General features: G+C 71.9%; 18 protein-coding genes, 1 tRNA gene and 1 riboswitch. Of the genes, 9 read left to right on the top strand and 10 right to left on the bottom strand.

Annotated features, from left to right (window positions below):
* Positions 1-364: 364 nt before the first annotated feature.
* Positions 365-913 (bottom strand): MarR family transcriptional regulator, encoded by a 549-nt coding sequence (locus tag ABZ396_RS29175; protein ID WP_358927024.1) that lies wholly within the window; start codon positions 911-913, stop codon positions 365-367.
* 152 nt (positions 914-1,065) lie between these two features.
* Between ABZ396_RS29175 and ABZ396_RS29170 the strand changes: the two genes are divergently transcribed.
* Complete coding sequence (locus ABZ396_RS29170) at positions 1,066-2,325, top strand: MFS transporter (protein WP_358927029.1); 1,260 nt, start codon at positions 1,066-1,068, stop codon at positions 2,323-2,325.
* Positions 2,326-2,515: 190 nt separating this feature from the next.
* Here ABZ396_RS29170 and ABZ396_RS29165 read toward each other — a convergent pair whose 3' ends face one another.
* On the bottom strand, positions 2,516-4,162 hold the full coding sequence (locus tag ABZ396_RS29165) for a SpoIIE family protein phosphatase (protein ID WP_358927025.1): 1,647 nt from the start codon (positions 4,160-4,162) through the stop codon (positions 2,516-2,518).
* A gap of 180 nt (positions 4,163-4,342) precedes the next feature.
* The gene (locus ABZ396_RS29160; RefSeq protein WP_358927026.1) at positions 4,343-5,719 is read right to left on the bottom strand and encodes an NAD(P)/FAD-dependent oxidoreductase; all 1,377 of its coding nucleotides are present in this window, start codon (positions 5,717-5,719) and stop codon (positions 4,343-4,345) included.
* A gap of 396 nt (positions 5,720-6,115) precedes the next feature.
* Between ABZ396_RS29160 and ABZ396_RS29155 the strand changes: the two genes are divergently transcribed.
* Both ABZ396_RS29155 and ABZ396_RS29150 read left to right on the top strand, forming a co-directional pair.
* Positions 6,116-6,895, top strand: a complete 780-nt coding sequence (locus ABZ396_RS29155; RefSeq protein ID WP_358927027.1) for a helix-turn-helix domain-containing protein — start codon at positions 6,116-6,118, stop codon at positions 6,893-6,895.
* Positions 6,896-7,221: 326 nt separating this feature from the next.
* A complete protein-coding gene (locus tag ABZ396_RS29150; protein WP_359186311.1) occupies positions 7,222-9,078 on the top strand; it encodes a sigma-70 family RNA polymerase sigma factor in 1,857 nt (618 codons plus the stop codon).
* Between the two features lie 95 nt (positions 9,079-9,173).
* Here the strand turns inward: ABZ396_RS29150 and ABZ396_RS29145 are convergent, their stop codons facing one another.
* On the bottom strand, positions 9,174-9,740 hold the full coding sequence (locus ABZ396_RS29145; protein ID WP_358917219.1) for a hypothetical protein: 567 nt from the start codon (positions 9,738-9,740) through the stop codon (positions 9,174-9,176).
* The gene (locus tag ABZ396_RS29140; RefSeq protein WP_358917220.1) at positions 9,733-11,811 is read right to left on the bottom strand and encodes an asparagine synthase-related protein; all 2,079 of its coding nucleotides are present in this window, start codon (positions 11,809-11,811) and stop codon (positions 9,733-9,735) included. Before ABZ396_RS29140 ends, ABZ396_RS29145 begins: the two co-directional genes overlap by 8 nt.
* A gap of 726 nt (positions 11,812-12,537) precedes the next feature.
* Here ABZ396_RS29140 and ABZ396_RS29135 point away from each other — a divergent pair.
* The 4 genes from ABZ396_RS29135 to ABZ396_RS29120 all read left to right on the top strand — a co-directional run bounded on the left by ABZ396_RS29135 (position 12,538) and on the right by ABZ396_RS29120 (position 17,609).
* Positions 12,538-13,962, top strand: a complete 1,425-nt coding sequence (locus tag ABZ396_RS29135) for an MFS transporter (RefSeq protein ID WP_358917222.1) — start codon at positions 12,538-12,540, stop codon at positions 13,960-13,962.
* A gap of 162 nt (positions 13,963-14,124) precedes the next feature.
* Complete coding sequence (gene lhgO / locus ABZ396_RS29130; RefSeq protein ID WP_358917224.1) at positions 14,125-15,336, top strand: L-2-hydroxyglutarate oxidase; 1,212 nt, start codon at positions 14,125-14,127, stop codon at positions 15,334-15,336.
* 55 nt (positions 15,337-15,391) lie between these two features.
* The gene (gene trmB, locus ABZ396_RS29125) at positions 15,392-16,273 is read left to right on the top strand and encodes a tRNA (guanosine(46)-N7)-methyltransferase TrmB (RefSeq protein ID WP_358917226.1); all 882 of its coding nucleotides are present in this window, start codon (positions 15,392-15,394) and stop codon (positions 16,271-16,273) included.
* Positions 16,274-16,283: 10 nt separating this feature from the next.
* Positions 16,284-17,609, top strand: a complete 1,326-nt coding sequence (locus ABZ396_RS29120) for a PrsW family intramembrane metalloprotease (RefSeq protein WP_358917227.1) — start codon at positions 16,284-16,286, stop codon at positions 17,607-17,609.
* A gap of 63 nt (positions 17,610-17,672) precedes the next feature.
* On the opposite strand, the gene ABZ396_RS29115 is transcribed toward ABZ396_RS29120, so the two are convergent.
* From ABZ396_RS29115 to ABZ396_RS29095, 5 genes are all read right to left on the bottom strand, one after another.
* Positions 17,673-18,635: an aldo/keto reductase gene (locus ABZ396_RS29115; protein WP_358917229.1), complete on the bottom strand. Its 963-nt coding sequence runs from the start codon at positions 18,633-18,635 to the stop codon at positions 17,673-17,675.
* A gap of 156 nt (positions 18,636-18,791) precedes the next feature.
* The gene (locus ABZ396_RS29110) at positions 18,792-19,832 is read right to left on the bottom strand and encodes a M23 family metallopeptidase (protein ID WP_358917230.1); all 1,041 of its coding nucleotides are present in this window, start codon (positions 19,830-19,832) and stop codon (positions 18,792-18,794) included.
* A 7-nt stretch (positions 19,833-19,839) separates the two neighbouring features.
* Positions 19,840-19,996: riboswitch (cyclic di-AMP (ydaO/yuaA leader) on the bottom strand.
* A 245-nt stretch (positions 19,997-20,241) separates the two neighbouring features.
* Entirely contained in the window at positions 20,242-21,336 is a 1,095-nt protein-coding gene (locus tag ABZ396_RS29105) for a PP2C family protein-serine/threonine phosphatase (protein WP_358917232.1), read from the bottom strand.
* 192 nt (positions 21,337-21,528) lie between these two features.
* Positions 21,529-21,602: transfer RNA gene (locus ABZ396_RS29100), tRNA-Met, on the bottom strand.
* A gap of 57 nt (positions 21,603-21,659) precedes the next feature.
* Complete coding sequence (locus ABZ396_RS29095) at positions 21,660-22,790, bottom strand: dihydrofolate reductase family protein (RefSeq protein WP_358917234.1); 1,131 nt, start codon at positions 22,788-22,790, stop codon at positions 21,660-21,662.
* Positions 22,791-22,866: 76 nt separating this feature from the next.
* On the opposite strand from ABZ396_RS29095, the gene ABZ396_RS29090 reads away from it, so the two are divergent.
* The gene (locus ABZ396_RS29090) at positions 22,867-23,391 is read left to right on the top strand and encodes a MarR family transcriptional regulator (RefSeq protein WP_358917236.1); all 525 of its coding nucleotides are present in this window, start codon (positions 22,867-22,869) and stop codon (positions 23,389-23,391) included.
* 149 nt (positions 23,392-23,540) lie between these two features.
* Positions 23,541-24,182 (top strand): GTP cyclohydrolase II, encoded by a 642-nt coding sequence (gene ribA, locus ABZ396_RS29085; protein ID WP_358917238.1) that lies wholly within the window; start codon positions 23,541-23,543, stop codon positions 24,180-24,182.
* Positions 24,183-24,211 lie beyond the last annotated feature (29 nt).

Raw genomic sequence — 24,211 nt, 5'->3', positions numbered from 1 at the left:
TTTCCCTTTCCGGCGCTTCCGACTCTATCAGATCCTTTCGGCGCTGATTCCCCGTCAGAGGGGGTTGCCGTCACAGCTGTTGAGCCGTTCCGACGTCCCAAACCTTAGCGGATCCGCTCCGCGATGCCCAATCGGGCCGTGCGGCTCGACCGGACAGCACCGAGACCCAATTCGAATTGAATTCGGGCGCGCCGAAATCAACCCGGCCGGGAGATCGTGCTGATGGTTTTGGGTGCCGCTCGTGCGGCGGAGGTGCTGTCGCAGAACCGTTACGGCTCCGCGGCAACCCGAAGAACTTTACGGATCGGGCATGGGGGTGTCAAGTGTCCCCTGTCAAGATTTTTTCCCGGCGCCCTGACCTGCGTCAGTCCAGGTCGGTGAGGCGACCGCCGGCGTCGGGCTGGGCGTGCTCCACGCGGCGCAGCAGCCTGGTGAGGACCTCGCCGAGCACTCCGCGCTCCGCCGGGGAGAGGTCCTGGAGCAGCTCCTCCTCGAAGACGGAGGCGAGGCGCATGGCCTCCAGCCACTTCTCGCGCCCCTCGGGGGTCAGCTCGACGATCACCCGGACGCGGTTGGATTCGTCCCGCTCCCGGGTGACGAGACCTTCGGCGACCATCCGGTCGATGCGATGCGTCATCGCGGCCGGGGTGAGACCGAGCCGCTTGGCCAGTTCGCTGGGGCCCATGCGGTAGGGGGCCCCGGAGAGGACGAGGGCCTTGAGGACCTCCCATTCGGCATTGCTGATGCCGAGGGCGGCGGTCTGACGGCCGTAGGCGACGTTCATCCGGCGGTTGAGCCGGGACAGCGCCGAGACGACCTTCTCGACGTGGGGGTCGAGGTCCTGGAATTCGCGCTGGTAGGCGGCGATCTGTTCGTCGAGTGTCGGCTCGCCGGCGCCGGTCGTGTCGGCCATGCCCGAAGTATCGCACGAACAAGCTTGGTGTTGAAGTCCTTCACAATGTACTCTTTACGTTCGAACTTTAGCTTCTAAGTCTTCAGGCTTCAGCAGTCCGCTGACTTGACTACCTGAGAGAGGTGAACGTGACCAGGGCGATGGGCGCAGCGATGCGCCGGATCCACGTGGGCAACGCACTCAGCGCGTTCGGGCTCGGCTTCACCGTCCCCTACCTGTACATCTATGTGTCGCAGGTCCGGGGGCTCGGTGCCATGACAGCGGGGTTCGTACTCGCCGTCTTCGCCGTGGCCGCGCTGATCGTGCTGCCGTTCGCCGGCAGGGCGATCGTGCGGCACGGCCCGCTGCCGGTTCTTCTCACCGCCTTGGTCATGGCCGCGATCGGGGCGCTCAGCCTGGGCCTCGCGGGGCAGGCGGCGACCGTGCTGGCCGCGGCCGCGCTGCTCGGGGCCGGGCAGGCCGTGATGCAGCCGGCGCTGGCGACGATGATCGTGGACTGCTCGACGGCGGAGACGCGGTCGAGGGCGTTCGCGACGCAGTTCTTTCTGCAGAACCTGGGGCTGGGTGTCGGTGGCCTCATCGGCGGCCACCTGGTCGACACGACCCGGGTCTACTCCTTCACGCTCCTCTTCGCGATCGAGGCGGCGATGTTCCTGCTGCTGGTCGTGGTGATGTCGACGGTACGGATGCCGCACTCGCCGCGGATCGCGGGCACTGCGGCCTCTGCCGCCAAGGGCGGCTGGAAGCAGCTGCTCGGGAACCGGGCGATGGTGCAGCTGTGCGTGCTGGGCTTTGTGCTGTTCTTCGCGTGCTACGGGCAGTTCGAGTCCGGGCTGAGCGCGTACGGCGTCGAGGCGGCGGGGATATCGACGTCCGCGCTGGGGACCGCGCTGGCCGCGAACACGCTGATGATCGTGGTCGCTCAGTTCGCCGTGCTCAAGTTCGTGGAGCGCCGGCGGCGGTCGCGGGTGATCGCGGGGGTCGGGCTGATCTGGGCCGTGGCGTGGGTCGCGGCGGGGTACGCGGGGCTGGGGCACGGCAGCCAGGAGATGGCCACGGCCGCGTTCGTGTCGATGTACGCGCTGTTCGGTCTGGGTGAGGCGATGCTGTCGCCGACGGTCGCTCCGCTGGTGGCCGATCTCGCTCCGACGGGGATGGCCGGGCAGTACAACTCGGCGTTCGCGCTGGTGAAGCAGCTGGCGCTGGCGGTGGGGCCGGCGGTGGGCGGCCCGATGGGGGCGTCGCTGCATGCGCCGTACGTCGTGACGTTCCTGCTGTTCTCGCTGGGGATCAGTGTGCTGGCGGCGCGCCTCGGAAAGCGGCTGACCGAGGTGCAGGACCGGCCTTGGCTGGCCGCGAGGAGCGTGGTCGTGGCGCGGGGTGGGGCTGCCGCGGAGTCCGTGTCCGCGTAGGGGTGGGCTGGGACGGGGGTTTCACTCGCCCACGTCAGCGGGGTGCCTCCCCCAGAGGGGGTACCCCCAGCGCCCACCCGTGCCGCCCCAGCGGCACGACTACCCGCAGCCATGTAGCCCCGTGAGGGGCGCGGGGAACTGCGCGACCAGCCACATCGCACCCGGAGCCGCCCGCCGACCCCCGGGCCCCTTACCCCTTGGGCAGCACGAACTCGCACCACACCGCTTTCCCACCCCCCGGTGTCCTTCTCGACCCCCATCCCGAAGCGATCGTCGCCACGATCGCAATACCCCTGCCCGACTCGTCACCCGGTTCCGCGCGGCGTCTCCTCGGCAGATGATCGTCGCCGTCGGTCACCTCGATGATCAGGCGGCGGTCGGTGCGGCGGAGCCGCAGTCGCATGGGCGGGATGCCGTGCTGGAGGGAGTTGGCGACCAGCTCGCTCGTGGCGAGGACGCCCAGGTCGTGGAGCTCGACGGGGAAGCGCCAGCTGGTCAGCACGCCGGAGGCGAACGCACGGGCGCGTGGCGCCGCTTCGACGCCGCCGAGGAGTTCCAGCGCCGCGTTGCGGAAGAGGTCGCCGTCGGGGCCCGTGCGGGCCGGGTGCTGGAGGACCAGGACGGCGACATCGTCGTCGTGGTCGGCCATGACGCCGGCCGAGCGGACCAGGCGGTCGCAGATGACCTGCGGGGTGCCGGTGGCTCCCGCCAGCGCGCGTTCGAGCGCGGCGATGCCCTCGTCCAGGTCCTCGTTACGTCGTTCCACCAGGCCGTCCGTGTAGAGGACGGCCGTGGAGCCGGGGCCGAGCGGTACCGAGCCCGACGTGTGGACCCAGCCCCCCGTGCCGAGCGGCGGGCCGTTCGGCTCGTCGGTGCGCAGCACGGTGCCGTTCTCGTCCCGGACCAGGATCGGCAGGTGGCCGGCCGAGGCGTACACCAGCCGGCCCTCGTTCGGGTCGTGGACGGCGTAGGCGCACGTGGCGATCTGGTTGGCGTCGATCTCGGTGGCGAGGCCGTCGAGGAGCTGGAGGACCTCGTGCGGGGGGAGGTCCAGGCGGGCGTAGGCGCGGACCGCCGTACGGAGCTGGCCCATGACCGCCGCCGCGCGCACGCCCCGGCCCATCACATCGCCGATGACCAGGGCCGTACGGCCGCCGCCGAGGGTGATGACGTCGTACCAGTCGCCGCCGACCGCGGCCTCGGTGCCGCCGGGCTGGTAGGTCGCGGCGATGCGCAGGTCGTCCGGCTGTTCGAGCTCCTGCGGCAGGAGGCTGCGCTGGAGGGTCACGGCCGTCTCGCGCTGGCGGCGTTCGCTGGCGCGCAGGCGCTCGGCCGCCTCCGCGTGGTCGGTGACGTCGGTGGCGAAGAGGAGGACGCCGCCGTCGTGGTCGCCGTTCTCGGCGACGGGCGTGCAGGTGAACGTGTAGGTGCGGCCGTCGAGCGCCTTGCGCGACTTCAGCGTGCGGGGCTTGCCGCTGCGCAGGACCTGGTCGAGGAGGGGGAGGAGACCGAGTTCGGCCAGTTCGGGCAGCGCCTCGCGGGCGGGGGCGCCCGGGGGTCGTACGCCGAAGGCCGCCGCATAGGCGTCGTTGACGTACGCGATGCGGTGGTCGGAGCCGTGGACGAGGGCGACCAGGGCCGGGACGTGGTCCAGAACGTCGCGGGCCGGCAGTTCGTCGACGGCGGGCACACAGGGCGGGTCGTCGGTCGGTTGTTCGACGCGGGCGGCGGGCACGGCGCCTTCCCCCCGTCGGTCCGGGGGGACCCCGTGATCGGTCCGCGCTGCGGCGCGGCGCTGCGTTCCGGGGAGCCGGGCGCTCCAGCGCGTGAAGTTCACGAATCCTTGCCTCGTGTCGTCGTCTCCGGCCGGCTATGGGAGCGGCCGGGGGCCGGGGGAAGTCCCCCGGTGCAGTTCTGGGGAGAAGCCTTGTGCTCGGTCGGGGGCAGTCTGGCAGGGTGGCCGTCGGCGGCGACATCCGTCAGACGCCGGGGCGGGCCGTGGAGTTCCTGAGTTCCGTCAGGACGACCCGTTCGAGTCGTCGGAGGGACTGTGAGGAGGCTTTCCACCGGCCGCGAGTTCGAACTCCGCTCGGGGATGTTCGAGTGATCCGAGTGAGACGATCTCCCGTTTGAAGAGTCCGGAGAGGGTCCATTCGGCGAGCACACGGGCCTTGCGGTTGAAGGTGGGCACCCTGCTCAGGTGGTAGACGCGGTGCATGAACCAGGCAGGGTAGCCCTTCAGCTTGCGCCCGTAGACCTGGGTGACGCCCTTGTGCAGTCCGAGGGAGGCGACGGAGCCGACGTAGCTGTGGGCGTAGGTGTCGAGGGGTTCACCGCGCAGTGTGTGGACGATGTTGTCGCCGAGGACCCTGGCCTGGCGGACCGCGTGCTGTGCGTTGGGGGCGGTCTCGGCGCCGGGCTCGGTGGCGGTGACGTCGGGAACGGCGGCGGCGTCGCCCGCGGCCCACGCGTGGTCGACGCCGTCGATCGCCAGCTCGGCGGTGCATTTCAGCCGCCCGCGCGGGGTGAGCGGAAGGTCGGTGGCGGCGAGCACGGGGTGCGGTTTGACGCCGGCCGTCCATACGAGCGTGCGAGCCGGAAAGCGCTGGCCGTCGCTGAGGACGGCGATGCGGTCGACGCAGGATTCCAGCCGGGTGTGGAGCAGTACCTGGATGTTGCGGCGGCGCAGTTCGGTGACGGTGTAGCGGCCCATCTCGGGGCCGACCTCGGGGAGGATCCGGTCGGTGGCCTCGACGAGGATCCACTTCATGTCCTCGGGCTGGACGTTGTGGTAGTACCGCGCGGCGTAGCGGGCCATGTCCTCCAGTTCGCCGAGGGCCTCCACGCCCGCGTAGCCGCCGCCGACGAACACGAAGGTGAGGGCCGCGTCGCGGATCGCGGGGTCGCGGGTGGAGGAGGCGATGTCCATCTGCTCGATGACGTGGTTGCGCAGGCCGATGGCCTCCTCGACGGTCTTGAAGCCGATGCCGTGCTCGGCGAGACCCGGGATGGGCAGCGTGCGCGCGATCGAGCCGGGGGCGAGGACCAGTTCGTCGTACTCGAGGAAAGTGGCGCCCTTTCGCTCCTCGGCGGTGGCGAGCGTGGAGACGGCGGCGGTGCGCTCGGCGTGCTCGATGGACGTGACCTCGCCGATGACGACATGGCACTGGTCCAGAACCCGGCGCAGCGGTACGACGACATGACGAGGGGAAATCGAACCCGCGGCCGCTTCGGGAAGGAACGGCTGGTACGTCATGTAGGGATCGGGGGTGACGACAGTGATGTCGACCTGACCCTGCCTGAGCTCCCGCTTCAGCCTCCGCTGGAGCCGCAGGGCCGTGTACATCCCGACGTAGCCGCCGCCGACAACGAGAATGCGCGCACGTTCCTTCACTGTCCCATGACGCACCCGTGACTGTTGTTTGTCCACAGCCCCGGCAATTTGTGTGACCGGCGGGCTGCTGGGCGCCCCGCCGGGCGCGCGGCCCGGACCGGACGAAAGGTGCCAGGTCAGCGGGGGCGGACGAGGGCGCCCGAAGGCAGCGAATCGGGATGTAAACGACTCGTACTCCGATCGGGGGGCGCTTCGTGCGGAACGTCCCCCTTCTGAATTGACAGCCTCTCAACTATGTTCGTGTGTCGACGGGGTGTGGGGGATGTGGCCGAGCGGTTCCGCGACGGGCGGTCCGTCCGGCCGACGGTCCATGGATCGCCAGCAGTTCCGCTCGCTCCGGCTTTCAGTGACGGGGAGAGTCTCCGGGGGGAGACGTCATTAACCGGGGGAACACAGATGCATATTCAGGACACACATTGGTCACCGGCTTCCGCCCTCGCATCGGGTGGCGGAACGGTGAGCCCGGCGGCGGGCAACGGACGCGGCGACGGGCCGCGTACCACGCCGCTGCGGGTGGACGCACAGCGCAATCTGGAGCACGTGCTGCGTGCGGCGCGCGAGGTCTTCGGCGAGCTGGGGTACGGCGCGCCGATGGAGGACGTGGCGCGGCGGGCGCGGGTCGGGGTCGGCACGGTGTACCGGCGCTTCCCCAGCAAGGACGTGCTGGTCCGGCGGATAGCCGAGGAGGAGACCTCCCGGCTGACCGACCAGGCGCGGGCCGCGCTCCGGCAGGAGGACGAGCCGTGGTCGGCGCTGGCGCGCTTCCTGCGGACGTCGGTGGCGTCGGGGGCGGGACGGTTGCTGCCGCCGCAGGTGCTGCGCGTCGGGGTGCCGGAGGAGATCGGCGGTTCCGGCGCCGGGGCCGAGGAGGCCCGGGTGCCGCAGCAGCGGACGCAGCCGGTGGCCGGTGAGTTGCGGCTGGTGCCGGAGGAGCGGGAGCCGCTGACTGCCGCCGTCGAGGACGACGCGGGGGCCTCTGCCCTGCTCGAAGTCGTGGGGCGGCTGGTGGAACGGGCCCGGGCTGCCGGGGAGTTGCGGGCGGACGTCTCGGTGTCCGACGTGCTGCTGGTGATCGCCACGGCGGCGCCGTCCCTGCCGGATGCCGCTCAGCAGGCGGCGGCTTCGTCGCGGTTGCTGGACATCCTGCTGGAGGGGTTGCGTTCTCGGCCTGCGTGAATTCCGTGTCGTTGCCACCCGCACCACCCGAGCGGCTTTCGTGGTCGAGTGGTGCGGGTGGCCTCGGCGGGGTTCGTCGCCGTCGGGTACCTCGTGACCTCGTGTGACCTCGGGGCCTCGTGACCTGTTACGGGGCATCTGTCCGTCCTCGTACGCCCGTTGATGCCCGTTGATGTTTCCCCTACCGGGTGATCACCAGTGCACCGCGATGACAAGTGCGCTCGGACGAGTGGTACGTCCGTCGCTCACGGGCGTGAACAAAAGCCACTGTGGCAGTCTGACCCGGTGATTCGGTCGGGTTGGGCAGGCAGCGGGGGCGTTCCACGATGAGCGTTGACGGGTGGGACGAGTCCGCCGGTGAGCGGACGGCCTCGCCGCAGGTGCCCAGTCAGGGCGGGCGGCCCGAACCACCGCCCGTCGGCGAACCCCCGGAAGGGAACGTTCCCGCACAGCGGAGCGGGAGTCCGTTGCCGCCGCCCCGCCATCTGCCGCCCCCCGACAGCGAGTTGATCGAGCGGATGCGGGGTGGCGACGACTCGGCGTACGAGGAGTTGTACCGGCGGCACGCGGACGCGGTACGGCGGTATGCGCGGACCTGCTGCCGGGACGGGCACACCGCGGACGACCTGACCGCCGAGGTGTTCGCCCGGGTGCTGCAGGCGGTGCGCGGTGGGTCCGGGCCCGAGTATGCCGTGCGCGCCTATCTGCTCACCTCCGTGCGGCGGGTCGCCGCGCAGTGGACCAAGTCGGCCCGGCGTGAGCAACTGGTCGACGACTTCGCGGTGTTCGCGGCGCAGGCCTCACGCGGCTCCGAGGTTTCCGACGACGACACTTTGGACCTCGGCGCCGATGTGCGCGCGATGCACGAGGCCGAGCAGTCGATGGCCATGCAGGCCTTCCGCTCGCTGCCCGAGCGCTGGCAGGCCGTGCTGTGGCACACCGAGGTCGAGGACGAGTCGCCGAGCGAGGTGGCCACCCTGTTCGGGCTGGACGCCAACGGCACGCGCGTCCTTGCCAGCCGGGCCCGTGAGGGGCTGAAGCAGGCCTATCTCCAGGCCCATGTGAGCGCCTCCCTCATCGACGACGAGGAGTGCGCCCGCTACGCCGACCAGCTCGGCGGCTACGCCCGCCGCAAGCTGCGCATCCGCGCGGAGCGGGGGCTGCGCAAGCATCTGGAGGAGTGCGCCAAGTGCCGGCTGGCCGCCGCCCAGGTCGAAGAGGTCGCGAGCGGTATCCCGGCCGTCGTACCGGTCGCGGTCGTCGCCTGGTTCGGGGCCGCCGGGTACGCCAAGGCGCTCGGGATCGTCGCCGGCGGTGCCGGAGTGGGGGCCGCCGGCGCGGCCGCCGCGGCGAGCGGTTCGTCCGGCGGGGCGGGTGGCGGTGCGGGTGGCGCGGCGGCCTCTGAGGGGCTGGGGGCGCCCGTGAAGGCCGGTATCGCGGCGGGGGTGGTCGCGGTGGCCGCCGCCGCGCTGGCCCTTGCCCTGGTGAACGACAGCCGTCCGGCCAAGGCGGTCGCCCGCCCCACCCCGTCCGCGCCGGTCATCGACCCCGTTACGCCGGCCCCCGTCCCGCCGAAGAAGGAGCCCGGACCCGAGCCGGTCGTCCTCGCCCCGGAGCCGACCCCGACGCCCACCCCGAGCCCGGCTCCGAAGCCCGCCCAGAGCCAGAAGCCGAGGCCGACGCCCACCCCGAAGCCCACGCCGACCCCGAAGCCGACCCCCACCCCGAAGCCCACGCCGCCGCCCGCCCCGGTCGTCTACCAGTTGAGCGAGCTGCGCTTCGACATCACCGGCGACGGCACCCAGCCCGAGGTGCGGCTCGGCGAGAGCAGCTGGGTGTGGCAGCGCTACGGGGTGACGGTCGCCGGCAAGCAGTACGCGAACGGCGTCACCGTGCACGGCCGGTCCTCCGTCACCATCGACCTCAACCGCGAGTGCACCGCGTACGACGCGATGGCCGGCGTCGACGACATGACGCTCGGCCTCGGCAAGGTCACCTTCGCCGTCTACGCGGACGGGGAGCGGCTGTGGCAGTCCGGGGCGGTCGAGGGCCGGCAGGCGGCCGTGCCCGTCCATGTGAACCTCGCCGGGCACAGGACCGTGCGTCTGGTGGTCGAACCTCAGACCGGCTTCGACTCGTTGGCGCTCGCCGACTGGGCCGAATCGAGATTCACCTGCCGGTAGCGGTGCCCATGGGCGTCCCGCTCAGCTCGCGCAGGACGCCCTCCTTCGGTGAGGGGAGGCATCGCGCGAGCGCTCGGCCGCGTAGCGCTCCGGGGTCAGCACCGCGCGGGCGGCCGCGTCGACCTCCGCGGCCCGGGTGCGCTCCGGCTCGGGGCGGACGCAGTCGGCCCGCCAGCGTTCGGCGGCCGCGAACAGCCGTACCGCGCCGCCAGATCGCCGAGCCGGGCCAGCAGGTCGGCGCCGACGTCCACCAGCGCCGCCGTGAGCGTCTCGGCGCACCGGTACCCCATCGCCTCGCGCAGCCCCCCGGCCACGATCGGCAGCCCACGCGCCGGGCGGTAGCCGCCGGGGGTGGAGGCGACGGTGTCCTTGCCGAGGGCGTGGCGGAGCCGGCCGACCAGGGCGGCGGCCGGGGCGTCCTCGGGCGGGTCGTCTTCCGCCGCCCAGACCTCGGGAGTTTCGGAGACGCGGTGGGATGGTCGCCCGGGGTGCGGGCTGGGGGCGGGGTTTTCGCTTGCCGGCGCCGGCAGGGTGCCGCTGCGCCCAGCTGGCGCCGGCAGGGTGCCGCTGCGCCCAGCCGTGCCGCCCCAGCGGCACGACTGCCCGCAGCTACGGCAGCCGGGAAGCCGACGCGACTGCAGCGCCCCGCAAGGGTCACGCACCCGAAGCAAGTGCTCCTCTCATCGGTCGTATCCCCGCCGGGACCGCACGCGCGCGTGCGGGTGTGCCCGTCCAGCACGTGCCCCGGCGGGACAGGAGCCGGCGCAGCCACAGTTCCAGGGAGACCAGGTCGGCCAGGCCGTCCAGTGGGAGGGGTTCGCCCTCCGCCGCCGATCGGACCGCCTTGCGGACCACCCGGGCTTCCACCAGGCCCGCCTGCGCCAGCAGGGGCGTGGAGAAGAGGTCGATCAGGTCGTCCGCCGCCACGCGCAGGCCCGTGCGGGTGGCGGCCGCCGAGGAGGCGTGGGAGGGGGCGCCCCAGCCCGGGGGGAGGTCGGTGACGCCGGCGCCCTCCAGGACCGTGCGGAGGATCGCGGCGCGGGCGCCCGGCCGGACGCGCAGCGCTTCGGGGAGGGCGCGGCAGGCGCGGACCACCTGGTTGTCGAGGAAGGGGGTGTGGAGGCGCTGGGAGCGGATCTCGGCGGCCTGTTCCAGGACGCGGATGTCGGCCGCGTGGCGGGCCAGCACCGCACGCGCGCGATAGTCTCCGGGGCGCTGTCCGGGGCCGACCCCGGAGCGGTTCGCCGAGCCCTGCAGCAGAACCGATACTTCAGCCAGTGCCTCGCCCGTCAGCCAGCGCGCCGCCGGACCGGGTCTCGCCCAGGTGAGCGCCGCGAGGGACGCGCCCACCGCGCCTCCCGGTTCGTCGAAGCGGCGCCGCATCAGGCGCTCGGCGAGGGACTCGACACCCGCGCGGTACGGCGTACGCGCCAGGCGGCGCGCCGCGCTGTACACGCGCGCGGGGACCATCACGGAGCCGTCGGCCTTGGCGAGCGCGGCGACCGGGCGGACGAGGTGCCGGCGTTTTCGGTCCACCAGCAGGTCGGCGAGGCGGGCGGGGTGCGCGTCCAGGACCTGGCGGGCGCCGTAGCCCGTGAAGTGGTCGGCGCTGCCGGCGGCGAGGCGGGCGCGGTGTCTGGCGGCGTGGACGAGGGACGGGCCCGGTTCGTCGGTCAGCGGGCCCTCCAGGTCGGCGTACGGCAGCATGTCCTCGCCGCCGGTCACCACCACGTGGTGCAGCCGCGGGTTGGCCGCCAGCGTTCCCGCGCGTTCGACTTCCGCCTCGCGGCCGCCCACCGCGAGGTCGTTGAAGGTGACCGCGAGGAGGCGCTCGCCGGCGCCCGTGCCGTGGCCCAGGACCGTGCCGGGCATGCCGGGAAGGCCGGCGGCCAGCAGGGCCAGGGTGCCGGAGGCCGGGCCGCCGGACAGGTCGGCGCCGATGCCCGGGACCGGCATACCGCGCGCGGCGCGCCGCTCTGCGGGGCCCATGCCGGGCACCGGACCGGGGTCGATGTCCGGGACGTGCCGGGGCGCCGACAGCCGCGCGCGTACGGCTTCTACGAGTGCGTCCCGTACGGCGTCCACGGCGCTGGCGGGGTCGGCGGAGGGTGCCGCGACCGCGAGCGAGGCGACCTGCTCGTACCCGGCGATCTCGCGCGCCCCGGTGCGCAGGATCAGCGCATGCCCCGGCGGAATGCGCCGTACGCCCTCGTACGGGGTCGAGTCGTGCACCGCGGCCGGTACGTCGGGGGCGGCCAGGAGCGCGGCGAGGTGGCCGTAGTCGAGGTTGGCCTCGATCAGGTCGGCGAGCGGCAGCGCGGCCGTGGCGTAAGCCGTACCGCCTGCCCAGGGGGTGTGGAAGACCGGGCGGGCGCCCGCGAGGTCGCCGCAGACGGTGACCCGGCGGCCGACCTGGACGACGGCGGTGTAGCTGCCGGGCCAGGCGGTCAGATGCCGGAGTGCGCCCCCGCGCGCCGCGAAGAGGCCGAGGCGCAGTTCCTCGTCGGTGGCGCCGCAGGTGCCGAGGACGGCGATGCGGTTCTGGGCGTCCGCCTTGATGACGCGCACCTCGTCGGGGCGCCAGTCGCCGACGGCCCAGAGCGGGTCCGGGTCGCCCCACAGCAGCTGGGAGCCGACCGGGTGGACGGTCTCGCCCTCGTAGCCCGTGGCGCCGGCGGAGCCGATCGTGGCGACACCGGAGGCGGTGCTGCTCCATCCCACCAACCACCGCATCGACGCCTCCACAGGCTGTGGACAACCATGCACGGTATGAACTGGATCCCCATGCTGCCATGAAGGACGCGCTCCGGAGGGGCGGTGGGGCCGCCTTTGATCCCCGGAAGATTTCCCGGAGTTGCCGCAGGGCCGACCACACGCGCGTGCCGCGGAAGAAGCGAACCGCCGTACGACACAAGGTGACTGCGACGCGAATGCGCCCCCCGTACGCTCCCAAAGAACGCCCTTCGCGCCCTCAATTCCCATGGTAGGAGCGTTGAGCGCCCACAGAAGGCGGGGTCGAGTTTCGGCCAAATCGGCGAGGTCGGCGCGGCCGTGCGCACGCTCTGTACATGCTTTGCGCACCACACGCGCGCGTGCTCGAACGCGCACAGTCCGGGAGGCGGGCATCGCCTCCCGGACCGGTCCGCCACCCGCGGGGATGTAGGTGGCGGTGTCCCCCAGCCCACTGGATCCAGTACAGCGGGCCGACCCACGCACAGACCATGGAACCGCTCCCCAGATGGCCGGAGAAGAGCGCACGGACGGGCGCACGGCCACACGGCGGGGGCACGACGCGACAGGCCGTGCACAGTGCGTACATGGGCCGCACTCGCGTACGGACCACAATCCCGCCATCCGGAACAATGCCCCTTAACGCTTGGGATGCGGCGAACTACGCTGGGTTTACGAATGCCGCCTGGTTATGCCAGCGCGGCAGCCGTCTGTGTCGAGGGGTGGCGCATGTCCAGGGAGCAACGCGGGCCGAACGAAAAACTCGGCACCGTTCTCGCCCTCGCGGGAATCAGCAACGCAGGACTCGCGCGTCGCGTCAACGACCTTGGCGCTCAACGCGGGTTGACTCTTCGCTACGACAAGACGTCGGTGGCGCGCTGGGTGTCGAAGGGCATGGTGCCGCAGGGCGCCGCGCCGCACCTCATCGCGGCCGCCATCGGCCAGAAGCTCGGCCGCCCGGTGCCGCTCCACGAGATCGGCCTGGCGGACGCGGATCCCGCGCCCGAAGTGGGCCTCGCCTTCCCCAGGGACGTAGGACAGGCGGTGCGCTCGGCTACGGAGCTGTACCGCCTCGACCTCGCCGGCCGCCGGGCCGGCTCCGGCGGCATCTGGCAGTCGCTGGCCGGATCGTTCGCGGTGAGCGCGTACGCAACACCCGCCTCGCGCTGGCTGATAACCCCCGCCGACAGTTCGGTCGCGCGCGAGGCGAACGCCGCCGAGGCCTCGGGCGCACCGCTCAAAGTCGGCCACAGCGATGTGCAGAAGCTACGGGAGGCCGCCGAGGACGCCAGGCGCTGGGACTCCAAGTACGGGGGCGGCGACTGGCGTTCGTCGATGGTGCCGGAGTGTTTACGGGTGGAGGCGGCACCGCTGCTGCTCGGCGCGTACTCCGACGAGGTCGGACGGGCGCTGTTCGGCGCGAGCGCCGAACTGACGCGGCTCGCCGGGTGGATGGCCTTCGACACGGGACAGCAGGAGGCCGCGCAGCGGTACTACATCCAGGCGCTGCGGCTCGCCCGCGCGGCGGCCGACGTGCCGCTCGGCGGGTATGTCCTGGCGTCGATGTCGTTGCAGGCGACGTACCGCGGGTTCGGCGACGAGGGCGTCGACCTCGCGCAGGCGGCTGTCGAGCGCAACCGGGGACTGGCCACCGCGCGGACCATGAGCTTCTTCCGGCTGGTCGAGGCACGGGCACACGCGCGTGCGAGTGACGCACAGGCCGCGGCGGCCGCGCTGAAGGCCGCGGAGGGGTGGCTTGAGCGGGCACGGGAGGGGGACAACGACCCCTCTTGGCTGGGTTTCTACGGATACGACCGGTTCGCTGCCGATGCCGCCGAGTGCTACCGGGACCTGAAGGCGCCGCGACAGGTGCGGCGGTTCACGGAGCAGGCGCTGTCGAAGCCGACGGAGGAGTTCGTGCGGTCGCACGGGCTGCGGCTGGTCGTTTCGGCTGTCGCCGAACTGGAGTCCGGAAACCTCGACGCGGCGTGCGAGCAGGGCGTGCGGGCCGTGGAGGTCGCCGGGCGGATCTCGTCGGCCCGGACGACCGAGTACGTGAAGGATCTGCTGCACCGGCTGGAGCCGTACGGGGACGAGCCGCGGGTGGTGGAGCTGCGGGAGCGGGCGCGTCCGTTGCTGATGGCTCCGGCGTGAGGGGCGCCTGGGCATCTGCCGAGTTAACGTCGTAGGGCGAGTGCGGGTGCATGGTGGTTGCTCGCGCGGTTCTCCGCGCCCCTGACGGGGCGCCCCACCGACTCTGCGTTTGAAGTGACTGTCAGTGGCGCAGTGCACTATCGACGTGGGAGGTGGTGCAGGGTGTCTGCCGGGGTTGCGTACGACTGCGATGTGCTCGTCGTCGGGGGTGGGATCGTCGGTCTGTCCACGGCGTACGCGATCGGCCGCGCCGCGCCCGGTACCAGGGTCACCGTGCTGGAGAAGGAAGCCGGGGTCGCCCGTCATCAGACCGGGCGGAACAGCGGGGTCATCCACAGCGGGGTCTACTACCGGCCCGGGTCGCTGAAGGCACGGTACGCCGTCAAGGGCGCCGCCGAGATGGTCAAGTTCTGCGCGGAGTACGGCATCGCGCACGCCGTCACCGGCAAGCTGATCGTCGCCACCGAGCGGGCCGAGCTGCCCCGCCTGCACGCGCTCGTGCAGCGCGGCCGGGAGAACGGCATCCCGGTGCGGGAGCTGCGGTCCGCCCAGATCGCGGAGTACGAGCCCGAGGTGCGGGGGCTCGCCGCCATACACGTCGGGACGACCGGTGTGTGCGACTTCGTGGGGGTCGCCCGGCAGCTCGGTGCGGCCTCCGGGGCGGAGATCCGGTACGGCGCCCGGGTCGTCCGGGTGGACCGGCGGCCGGAGCGGGGCGTGGCCGTGCTCACCTCGCGCGGGGATGTCGTACGCGCGCGGGTGCTGGTGAACTGCGCCGGGCTGTACTGCGACGAGCTCGCTCGGCTGACCGGGGACGAGCCGGGGGTGCGGATCGTGCCGTTCCGGGGGGAGTACTACGAGCTGGCGCGACGGGAGCTGGTGCGGGGGCTGGTGTACCCGGTGCCGGATCCGGCGTTCCCGTTCCTCGGGGTGCATCTCACGCGCGGCATCGACGGGGGCGTACACGTCGGGCCCAACGCGGTGCCGGCACTCGCCCGGGAGGGGTACGGATGGGGGGTCGTACGGCCCCGGGAGATCGCCGGGACGCTGGCCTGGCCGGGGGCGTGGGCGCTGGCGCGGCGGCACTGGCGGTACGGGGGCGGGGAGCTGCGGAGGTCGCTCTCCAAGCGGGCGTTCACGAAGGCCGTACGGCGGCTGCTGCCGGCCGTGACGGAGGCGGACCTGGTGCCCGCGGCGGCCGGCGTGCGGGCGCAGGCCGTGCTGCGCGACGGGTCGCTGGTCGACGACTTCCTGATCAAGGAGGGCGCGCGGACGGTGCATGTGCTGAACGCGCCCTCGCCCGCGGCGACGGCCTCGCTGCCGATCGGGAGGGAGGTGGCACGCAGGGCACTGGAGATGCTGGGCTCGGTGTGACCCGGGTCCGACCCCCGCCGCTGCGCCCCGCACTGGCCGTAAAATCGACTCCACTGTGTCTGACTCGCTCAATGCCCCAGAAACTCCCCGGCCCGCCGGGACCGCCCCCGGCGCGGACTCCGCGCACGCTCCCGGTGTGTCCGTCCGGCACACCCGGGCCAAGGGGGAGCCGCGGTTCCCGGACGGGCCCACGGCCGATCCGGCCGGGTCGCACTTCGAGCGGCGGATCCGCAGCTTCCAGCCACGGCGGAGCCGGGTCACCTCAGGGCAGGCGGACGCCCTGCAGCGGCTGTGGCCCAAGTGGGGGCTGGACATCGACGGGCAGCGGATCATCGATCTCGGTGAGCTGTTCGGCAACGGCAATCCCGTCGTCCTGGAGATCGGGTTCGGGATGGGTGAGGCGACCGCGCAGATGGCCGCCGATGACCCGGACACCAACATCCTCGCCGTCGACGTGCACACGCCGGGGCAGGGAAATCTGCTCAACCTCGCCGACCAGAACGGGCTGTCCCACGTCCGTGTCGGCAACGGCGACGCGATCATCCTGCTGCGGGAGATGCTCACACCCGACTCGCTCGACGGGCTGCGGGTGTACTTCCCGGACCCCTGGCCCAAGAAGCGGCACCACAAGCGGCGGCTGATCCAGCCCGAGTTCCTGGATCTCGTCGCGACCCGGCTGAAGCCGGGGGCGATCGTGCACTGCGCGACGGACTGGGAGCCGTACGCCGAACAGATGCTGGAAGTGCTCGACGCGCACCCGGAGTTCGAGAACACACAGGCGGAGGGCGGTTTCGCGGCACGTCCCGCATACCGGCCGCTGACCCGTTTCGAGGGTCAGGGACTGGACAAGGGACATGTGGTGAACGATCTGCTCTTCCGTCGCGTACAGCATCCGGTGCGGCAGGGCGAACCGCACCGACAGGAGTCACCTCGTTAGGGTCGATGCCGTGGCCACCTCCCCGCCGCCGTACCCGTCGTATCCCCCGGACCCCGCCGGTGACGGGCTGCGGCATCCCCGCTGGTGGCAGCGGCGCTGGGTGCGGTATGGGGCGCTGAGCACGCTGCTCGCTCTCTCCGGCCTGGTCATCCTCGCGCTGGTGCGGGAGCAGACGGGCACGGAGGGCTTCCTCGTCGGGCTCGGGCTCGCCGTACTGCCCGTGCCGCTGCTCATAGCCGCGTTCCGCTGGCTGGACCGGGTCCAGCCCGGGCCCTGGCGGAACCTGCTGTTCGCCTTCGCCTGGGGGGCGTGCGCGGCCGCGCTGATAGCCATCGTCGCCAACAGCTTCGCGACGCGCTGGATAGCGACGGCGACCGCGGATCCGAGCAGCGCCGACACCCTCGGAGCGACCGTGATAGCGCCGGTCGTCGAGGAGTGCGCCAAGGCCGCGGCCGTGCTGCTCGTCTTCCTGTTCCGCAGAAGGGACTTCACCGGGATCGTCGACGGGGTGGTGATAGCCGGGATCACCGCCACCGGGTTCGCGTTCACCGAGAACATCCTCTACCTCGGTACGGCCTTCGGGACCGACCAGCTGACCGGCGGCAGCGGGATCGCCTCCGTCACCGCCGCGACGTTCTTCGTGCGCATCGTCATGTCCCCCTTCGCGCACCCCCTGTTCACCGTCCTCACCGGCATCGGTTTCGGCATCGCCGCGTTCTCCGGGGAACGGCAGCGGGTGCGGCGTGTGCTGGTGCCGCTCGCCGGGCTGCTGCTCGCGATGAGCGTGCACGCGTTCTGGAACGGCTCCTCGACCTTCGGGCAGCACGGGTTCTTCGCCGTGTACGGAATGTTCATGGTGCCGGCGTTCGGGCTGCTGACCTGGCTGGCGATCTGGACCCGGCAGCGGGAGCTGCGGATCGTGCGGGAGGAGTTGCCGGCGTACGTCTACGCCGGCTGGCTTGGGGCGTCCGAGCCGTTCGTGCTGGGGTCGATGCGGGCGCGGCAGATGGCCCGGGAGTACGCCGCGTACCACTTCGGCAAGCCGGCGGGGAAGGCGGTCGCCGCGTACGAGGGGTACGCGACGACGCTGGCGCTGCTGCGCCGCCGGGGGCAGCGGGGGCGGGCGGGGGCCGACTTCGTGGTGCGGGAACGGGAGCTGCTGACGGAGCTGTGGAGCCGACGGGAGCTTGTGCGGCCGGCGCTGGAGTACGCGGCACGGACGGCCGCGCCGGGCGGCTGGCCGGGATACGGCGGCCATGCGCCGTCGGCCTACGGGGCGCCGGGCTGGTACGGGGCGGCGGTGCCGTATCCCTCGTACAACCCGTACCGGAGCTAGCCGTGGGGTTGTGGAGAGTTCGGCACCGCCGGGATGCGCCGCTGAAGGACAGCCGGCGGATCATCAGGCCGATGCGGCCGTCAGCTTCGTCAGTTCCTCCTCCGTCAGCTCCAGGTCGGCCACGCCCAGCAGGGCCGGGAGTTGTTCGAGGGTGCGGGCCGAGGCGATCGGCGCCGTGATGGTGGGCTGGGCCGCCAGCCAGGCCAGGGCGACCGTGGGGACCGGGGCCGTGTGGGCCTCGGCGATCTCGTCCAGGGCGGCGAGGACCTTCTGGCCGCGCTCGGACTCCAGGTACTGGGCGGCGCTGCCCGCGCGGGCGCTGTCGACCGTCGTGCCGGGACGGTACTTGCCGGTGAGGAAGCCGGCGGCCAGCGAGAAGTACGGGACCGCCGCGAGACCGGTGCGGGAGGCCAGGTCCTGGAGGGGGCCCTCGTAGGTGTCGCGGGAGACCAGGTTGTAGTGGGGCTGGAGGGCGACATACCGGGCGAGGCCCTCGCGGTCGGAGAAGTCCAGGGACTCCTGGAGGCGCTCGGCGGTGATGTTGGACGCGGCGATGTGGCGGACCTTGCCCGCCTGCACCAGTTCGTCCAGAGCGCCGATGATCTCCTCGACCGGGATCTCGGGCTTGTCGAAGTGCGTGTAGTAGAGGTCGATGTAGTCGGTGCCGAGGCGGCGCAGGGACGCGTCGGCGGCGGCCTTGATGTTGGCGGCCGACAGGCCCTGGTACTCGGGGTGCTGGCTGACCTTCGTCGCGATCACGACGTCGTCGCGGTTGCCGCGCGCCTTGACCCACCGGCCGATGACGGTCTCGGACTCGCCGCCCTTGTGGCCCTCGATCCAGGCCGAGTACGAGTCGGCGGTGTCCACGAAGTTGCCGCCCGCGGCGGTGTACGCGTCGAGGACGGCGAAGGAGGCGGCCTCGTCGGCGGTCCAGCCGAAGACGTTGCCGCCGAGGCAGAGCGGAAAGACCTCCAGGTCGGAGGCGCCGAGCTTGCGGAGGGAGCGGGAAGCGGAAGAAGCGATCATGTCTCAGTTCAACACCGGCTGCCTGCGGACCCATGCCGTCGCAATGCGAAATTCTCGTAAAAGCGGAAGACCTCCGGAGCTCCCGCGGGCGCACCGGACCGGCAGCCCTGACGTCGGGGGGTTGTCGTCAGGGCCGCCGGGGATCAGTGGGGACGGTCAGGGGGTGAGGCCCTTGCCGCGCAGCCAGGTCATCGGGTCGATGCCGGTGGCCTGGGCGCCGGGGTGGACCTCCAGGTGGAGGTGCGGGCCGGTGACGTTGCCGGTGGCGCCCACACGGCCGATGACATCACCGGTGGAGACCTTCTGGCCGGTCTTGACGCCGATCGAGGACTGGTGGCAGAACCACAACTCGGTGCCGTCGTCGAGGGTGATGATCGTGCGGTAGCCGTACGAGCCCGCCCAGCCGGCCTCCGTGACGGTGCCGCTGTGGACGGCCTTGATCAGCGTGCCGGTGGGGGCGGCGAAGTCGAGGCCGGTGTGGTAGCCGGAGGCCCACATGGAGCCGGCCTGGCCGAAGGTTCCGGTGATCGTGTACGAGACGACCGGCAGCGCGTACTGCTTGGCCAGCGCGGCGAGCCGCTCCTGCTCGGCCTTCTGCTTCTCGGCGGCCTGCGCCTTCTCCTTGGCGTCGGCGGCCTTGGCGGCCGCCGCCTTCTCCGCCTCGGCCTCCGCGTCGGAGACCGCCTTGTCGGCGGCGGCCACGGCCTTGGCGGTGGCCTTGGTGTCGATCTGGGTCTGCTGCTGCTCGGCCTGGGCGATGATCCGGTGGCGCAGCGCCTCACCCGCGTCGGAGGAGGAAGAGGACGAGCCCGCGTCGGTGGCGGTCGTCGTGGTGACGCTGCTGAGCGTGGTCTGGGTGGCCTTGTGGCCACTGTCCTCGCCGAGCAGGGTGCCGACGGAGGGCAGGTCGGGCATGGAGATGGAGACCGGCGGCTTGCCGGTGTTGGCGCTGGCCATGCCGCCCGCGCCGACGGCGGCTATGACGCCGACGCCGAGAACCGTGGAGCTGCGGGCGAGCCCGCCGCCGCGCTGCTTGGCGACCCGGTGCCGGCCGCGTACCGGGGCGAGGGACTCCTCGGTGGGGTTCCACTCCTCCCAGGGGCCCTCGTCGGAGCCGTAGCCGTCGTAGCCGTAGGCCTCGGGTTGACGCTGGCTGGGTACGAACGGGGCTGTCGGGGCAGGCCGGTTGGACGCCACGCGGGCGCACTCCTTTCCTTCCGCTGCCTACCGGGTTAGCTGACGGGTTCGGAGCGGGAAGGTCTCCTACGCGCGTATACCGGCCGTTCTACGGCGGCAGCCGTGCGATTCACCCCAAGGTGGTGGTTCCCCGGTTCCCTTGCGGGATTCGGCGCGTGCGCACGGAGCCGTCTCGGGTGACGGCTGGGACGACCGCGCTGCGTTATCGAACGTTAATAGACCCGGCTGGCAGATTCCAAGCGGTTCGTCTTGATCGTTAAGCTTTCAAAGCACGGACTTACCTGCCACGACCGGTCAAAGTCGGTCAAGTTGACCAAGCGTTCTGGTCACCTCAGGAGTCACACGCGTTTTGATGGTGACTCAGACGTTATGCGTAGCGCGCTCGTCCGGACACCGAACGTGACAACGCTCAGGGCCGGCGTACGGCGAGCAGCGCCATGTCGTCGGTCATACCGCCGCCGGTGTGCCGGCGCACCTCGGCCGCGAGCCGGGCCAGCAGCATGCCGGGGGTGGTGACGGTGCGGCCGGCCAGCCGCCGCTCGGGGTCGTAGAACCGGCCGTGCGCGTCCCGTGCCTCGGAGAGGCCGTCGGTGTACAGCAGCAGCGTGGCCCCGCTCGGGAACGCGTGCTCGACGGCCCGGTCGGGCCATGCCCCCAACTCGCCCATTCCCAGCGGCAGCGCGGCCTCCGGCACCCCTACCTGGCGCACCTGGCCGTCGGCGTGCAGCAGCAGGGGCGGCGGATGCCCGCGGTTGACGACCCGGACCGTGCCGTCGCCGCGCGGGAGTTCGGCGAGTACGGCGGTGGTGAACCCCTCGAACGCGTCCACACCGCCGCGCCGGACGCCCTCGCGGGCCAGCGCCCGCTCCAGCCGCCCCGCCACCGCCTCCAGCGTGGCCTCCTGCTCGGCGGCCTCCCGGAACGCGCCGATGACCACGGCGACGGCGGCGACCGCGCCCATGCCCTTGCCCCGGACGTCGCCGACGACCAGTCGTACGCCGTAGGGGGTGTCCTGGACGGCATACAGGTCGCCGCCGATGAAGGTGCCCTCCTGGGCCGCTTCGTAGCGGGCGGCGATCTCGAAGCCGCCGATCCGCTCGGCGGGCTCGGGCAGGACGGCCCGCTGGGCGGCCTCGGCGATCTCGCGGGCGGAGGCGAGGCGCCGATCGCCGATGCGGACGACCTGGTTGATGCCTGCGGCGAGGGCGGCGACGGTGGCCACCGTGAGGAGCTCGGTGATCGTGCTGACGTCGGGGCGGAAGGTGTAGCGGGCGTGCACCGTGTAGACGGCGAGGAAGGACGCGAGGCCGGTCAGGACGGTGGTGCGGAGCGAGGAGAGGGGCGCGGCGATCAGCGGAGCGGCGGTGAAGAAGGGGACAGCCGTGAAGCCCCTCGGGGTGAGGAGGTCGTAGACGACACCGGCGAAGATCAGCAGGGCGGGCAGGTAACGGGCCAGGGTGCGGGCGGCTACGAACCCGTCCTCCTGCCCCTTTCCAGGGCCCACGGTACCCACGGTACGACTCCCCATATGTCCCCTGTGTCCAATGTGTGTCCGTCCAGGTTTGCGGGCGTCAGCCGGGCGGGCGAGTGGTGTGGGCCGGGCGGATGAGTACGGAAGAGTGTGATGAGGAACACGTGCCGGGATATGACTCAGGGCCGGAATCCTCGATCTCGGATTCCGGCCCTGGTCTTTCAGTAGCGGGGACAGGATTTGAACCTGCGACCTCTGGGTTATGAGCCCAGCGAGCTACCGAGCTGCTCCACCCCGCGTCGTTGAAACCAGCATACGCCATCAGAAGAGTGCGAGTCACACGGGTTAAGGCGAGGTCAGGTCAGCAGGTGCGCGTTCGGGGTCTTCGCCAGGTCCTCGTACTCGCCCAGCACCAGCACCGCCACCCCCGCCTCCCGCAGCATCCCCGTCCCGTCGGCCGCCGCGACGAACGTGTCCGGCTCACGCCACGCCGTCACCACCCGCCGTGCGCCCGCCCTGAGGATCAGCTCGGCGCAGGGGTGCGGCCGGGAGGCGCGGTGGGTGCAGGGTTCCAGGCTGGTGTAGACCGTGGCCGTGGCCAGCCGGGGGTCGGCGGGCGGGAGCTTGGCCAGGGCCGCCTCCTCCGCGTGGACGACGGGGTCGCCGGCTTCCCGGGAGTGGCCGCGGGCCAGTTCCGTGCCGTCGGCCGCGACGACCACCGCGCCGACGCTGAACGCGGTCCGGGAGGGCGGGCACTCGGCCGCCAGCTCGCAGGCGAGCCGCAGCCAGTGGCGGTCCGCGGCGGACGCCGACGCACCCGTGCCGGGGGCCGTGGGCTCGTACCGCGCCAGGACGACGTCCTCGATACGGCGGCTCTCCAGGAGCCGCAGCCGCCCGGCCTGGTACCCGCCCGGGCCGAACAGGCGCGGTGCCTTCGGGTCGCCGACGAAGAGCGGGGCCAGGACCAGCTGGAGCTCGTCGGCCAGGCCCTGCTGGAGGAGCTGGGTGTGGACGGTGCCACCGCCCTCGACCATCAGGCGGTCGACCCCTCGCGCCTCGTGCAGGTCCTTCAGCAGCGCGGGCCAGTCGAGGCCGGCGCCGAGGGAGACCACGTCCGCGGCGATGCCGAGGCCGCGGACCCGCTCCGCGCCGGTCTCCGTGGTGTAGACGACCTTCTCGCCGCCCGTGTGCCAGAACTTCGCGTCCGGATCGAGGTCGCCGGTCGCGGTGACCGTGACCTTGAGGGGGTACTCGGCCTTGCCGGCGGCGACCCGGGCCGCGCGCCGCCCGGGGTCGTTGACCAGGAGCCGCGGGTTGTCCGCGCGGATCGTGCCGGCGCCGATCAGGATCGCGTCGACGGAGGCCCGTACCTCGTCGACACGGTCGAAGTCGGCCGGGGACGACAGCAGCAGCCGGTCGGGGCCGGTGTCGTCGAGGTAGCCGTCGAGGGAGACGGCGGCGGACAGCAGGACGTAGGGGTAAGGCATCGGACGCGCTCACTCTCGGCGGCGGGCTGTGCACTGGACGCTTGGTTAAAGTTTGAAACAAAACTATACTGGTCGTATGAAGACTCGCTGGCTCACTCCGAAGGAGCAGCGCGCCTGGCGCGCGTACATCGCGGCGACGCACCTCCTGGAGGACGCGATCGACCGGCAGCTCCAGCAGGACGCCGGCATGCCGCATCTGTACTACTCGATCCTCGCCAACCTCTCCGACGCACCGGAGCGCAAGCTGCGCATGACCGATCTCGCGGAGAAGTCGAAGATCACCCGGAGCCGGCTGACGTACGCCGTGACCCGGCTGGAGAAGGACGGGCTGGTCCGGCGCGAGGACTGCCCGTGGGACAAGCGCAGCAGCTTCGCGCTGCTGACCGACGAGGGCATGGCGGTGCTGGAGCGCACGGCGCCGGGGCATGTGGAGACGGTACGGGCGGCGGTGTTCGACCATCTCTCCGCGGAGCAGGTGGAGCAGCTGGAAGAGATCAGCTCGGTGATCACGCGGGCCCTGGAGGGTGACGCGACGACTCCGCGGCCGACGTCCGACGAGGTTCCGTGGCGGCGGCGATCGTCTCCCTGTTCCGGGTCGTGAACCCCGGTTTCCCGAAACCGCACGGAAATCTGTTGCTTCAAATTTAAAGCAGGGGGTAGGGTTCCAGCTGTGGATCTGCTTCAAATCTGAAGCACAACCCGCGCCGTCCCGTAGGGACAGCCGTCCCGCACCCGGACACAGGAGACCCGATGCCCGACTTCCCCGTCGCCACCCAGCGCGCCCGTGTCCGGGTACCGCTGCGCTTCACCGACGGCTACAGCGTCAACGCCGAACTCGTCACTTTCCATGGCCTCACCGACGGCCAGGAACATGTGGCCGTCGTCCTCGGCGACCCCGCACCCGGCACGCTCCCGCTGGTCCGGCTGCACTCCGAGTGCCTGACCGGCGACGTCTTCGGCTCGGCCCGCTGCGACTGCGGACCCCAGCTGCGCGAGGCCGTCGAGCGCATCGCGGAGCGCGGTGGCGTCCTGCTCTACCTCCGCCAGGAGGGACGCGGCATCGGCCTGTACAACAAGCTCGACGCCTACGCCCTCCAGGACCAGGGCCTCGACACCTACGAGGCGAACGCCGCCCTCGGCCTCCCCGAGGACGCCCGCGACTACACGGCCGCCGCCCAGATGCTGTCCGCTCTCGGCATCGCCGACCTGGACCTGCTCTCCAACAACCCCGACAAGGCCGAGCAGTTGCGCGGCCTCGGCGTCACCGTCCGCGACCGTGTCCCGACCGGCGTCTTCCGCACCGTTCACAACGTCCGCTACCTGCGCGCGAAGGTCCTGCACACCCAGCACACGCTCCCGCTGACCGAGTTGACGGAACTCAACGCCGGCTGAGGCCCGGCCTGCTCGGTGAGCCACCGGCA

This window comes from Streptomyces sp. NPDC005866, assembly GCF_040629895.1.
In the GTDB taxonomy this organism is placed as follows: Bacteria; Actinomycetota; Actinomycetes; order Streptomycetales; family Streptomycetaceae; genus Streptomyces.
This window is presented reverse-complemented; position numbering and strand designations above follow the sequence as displayed.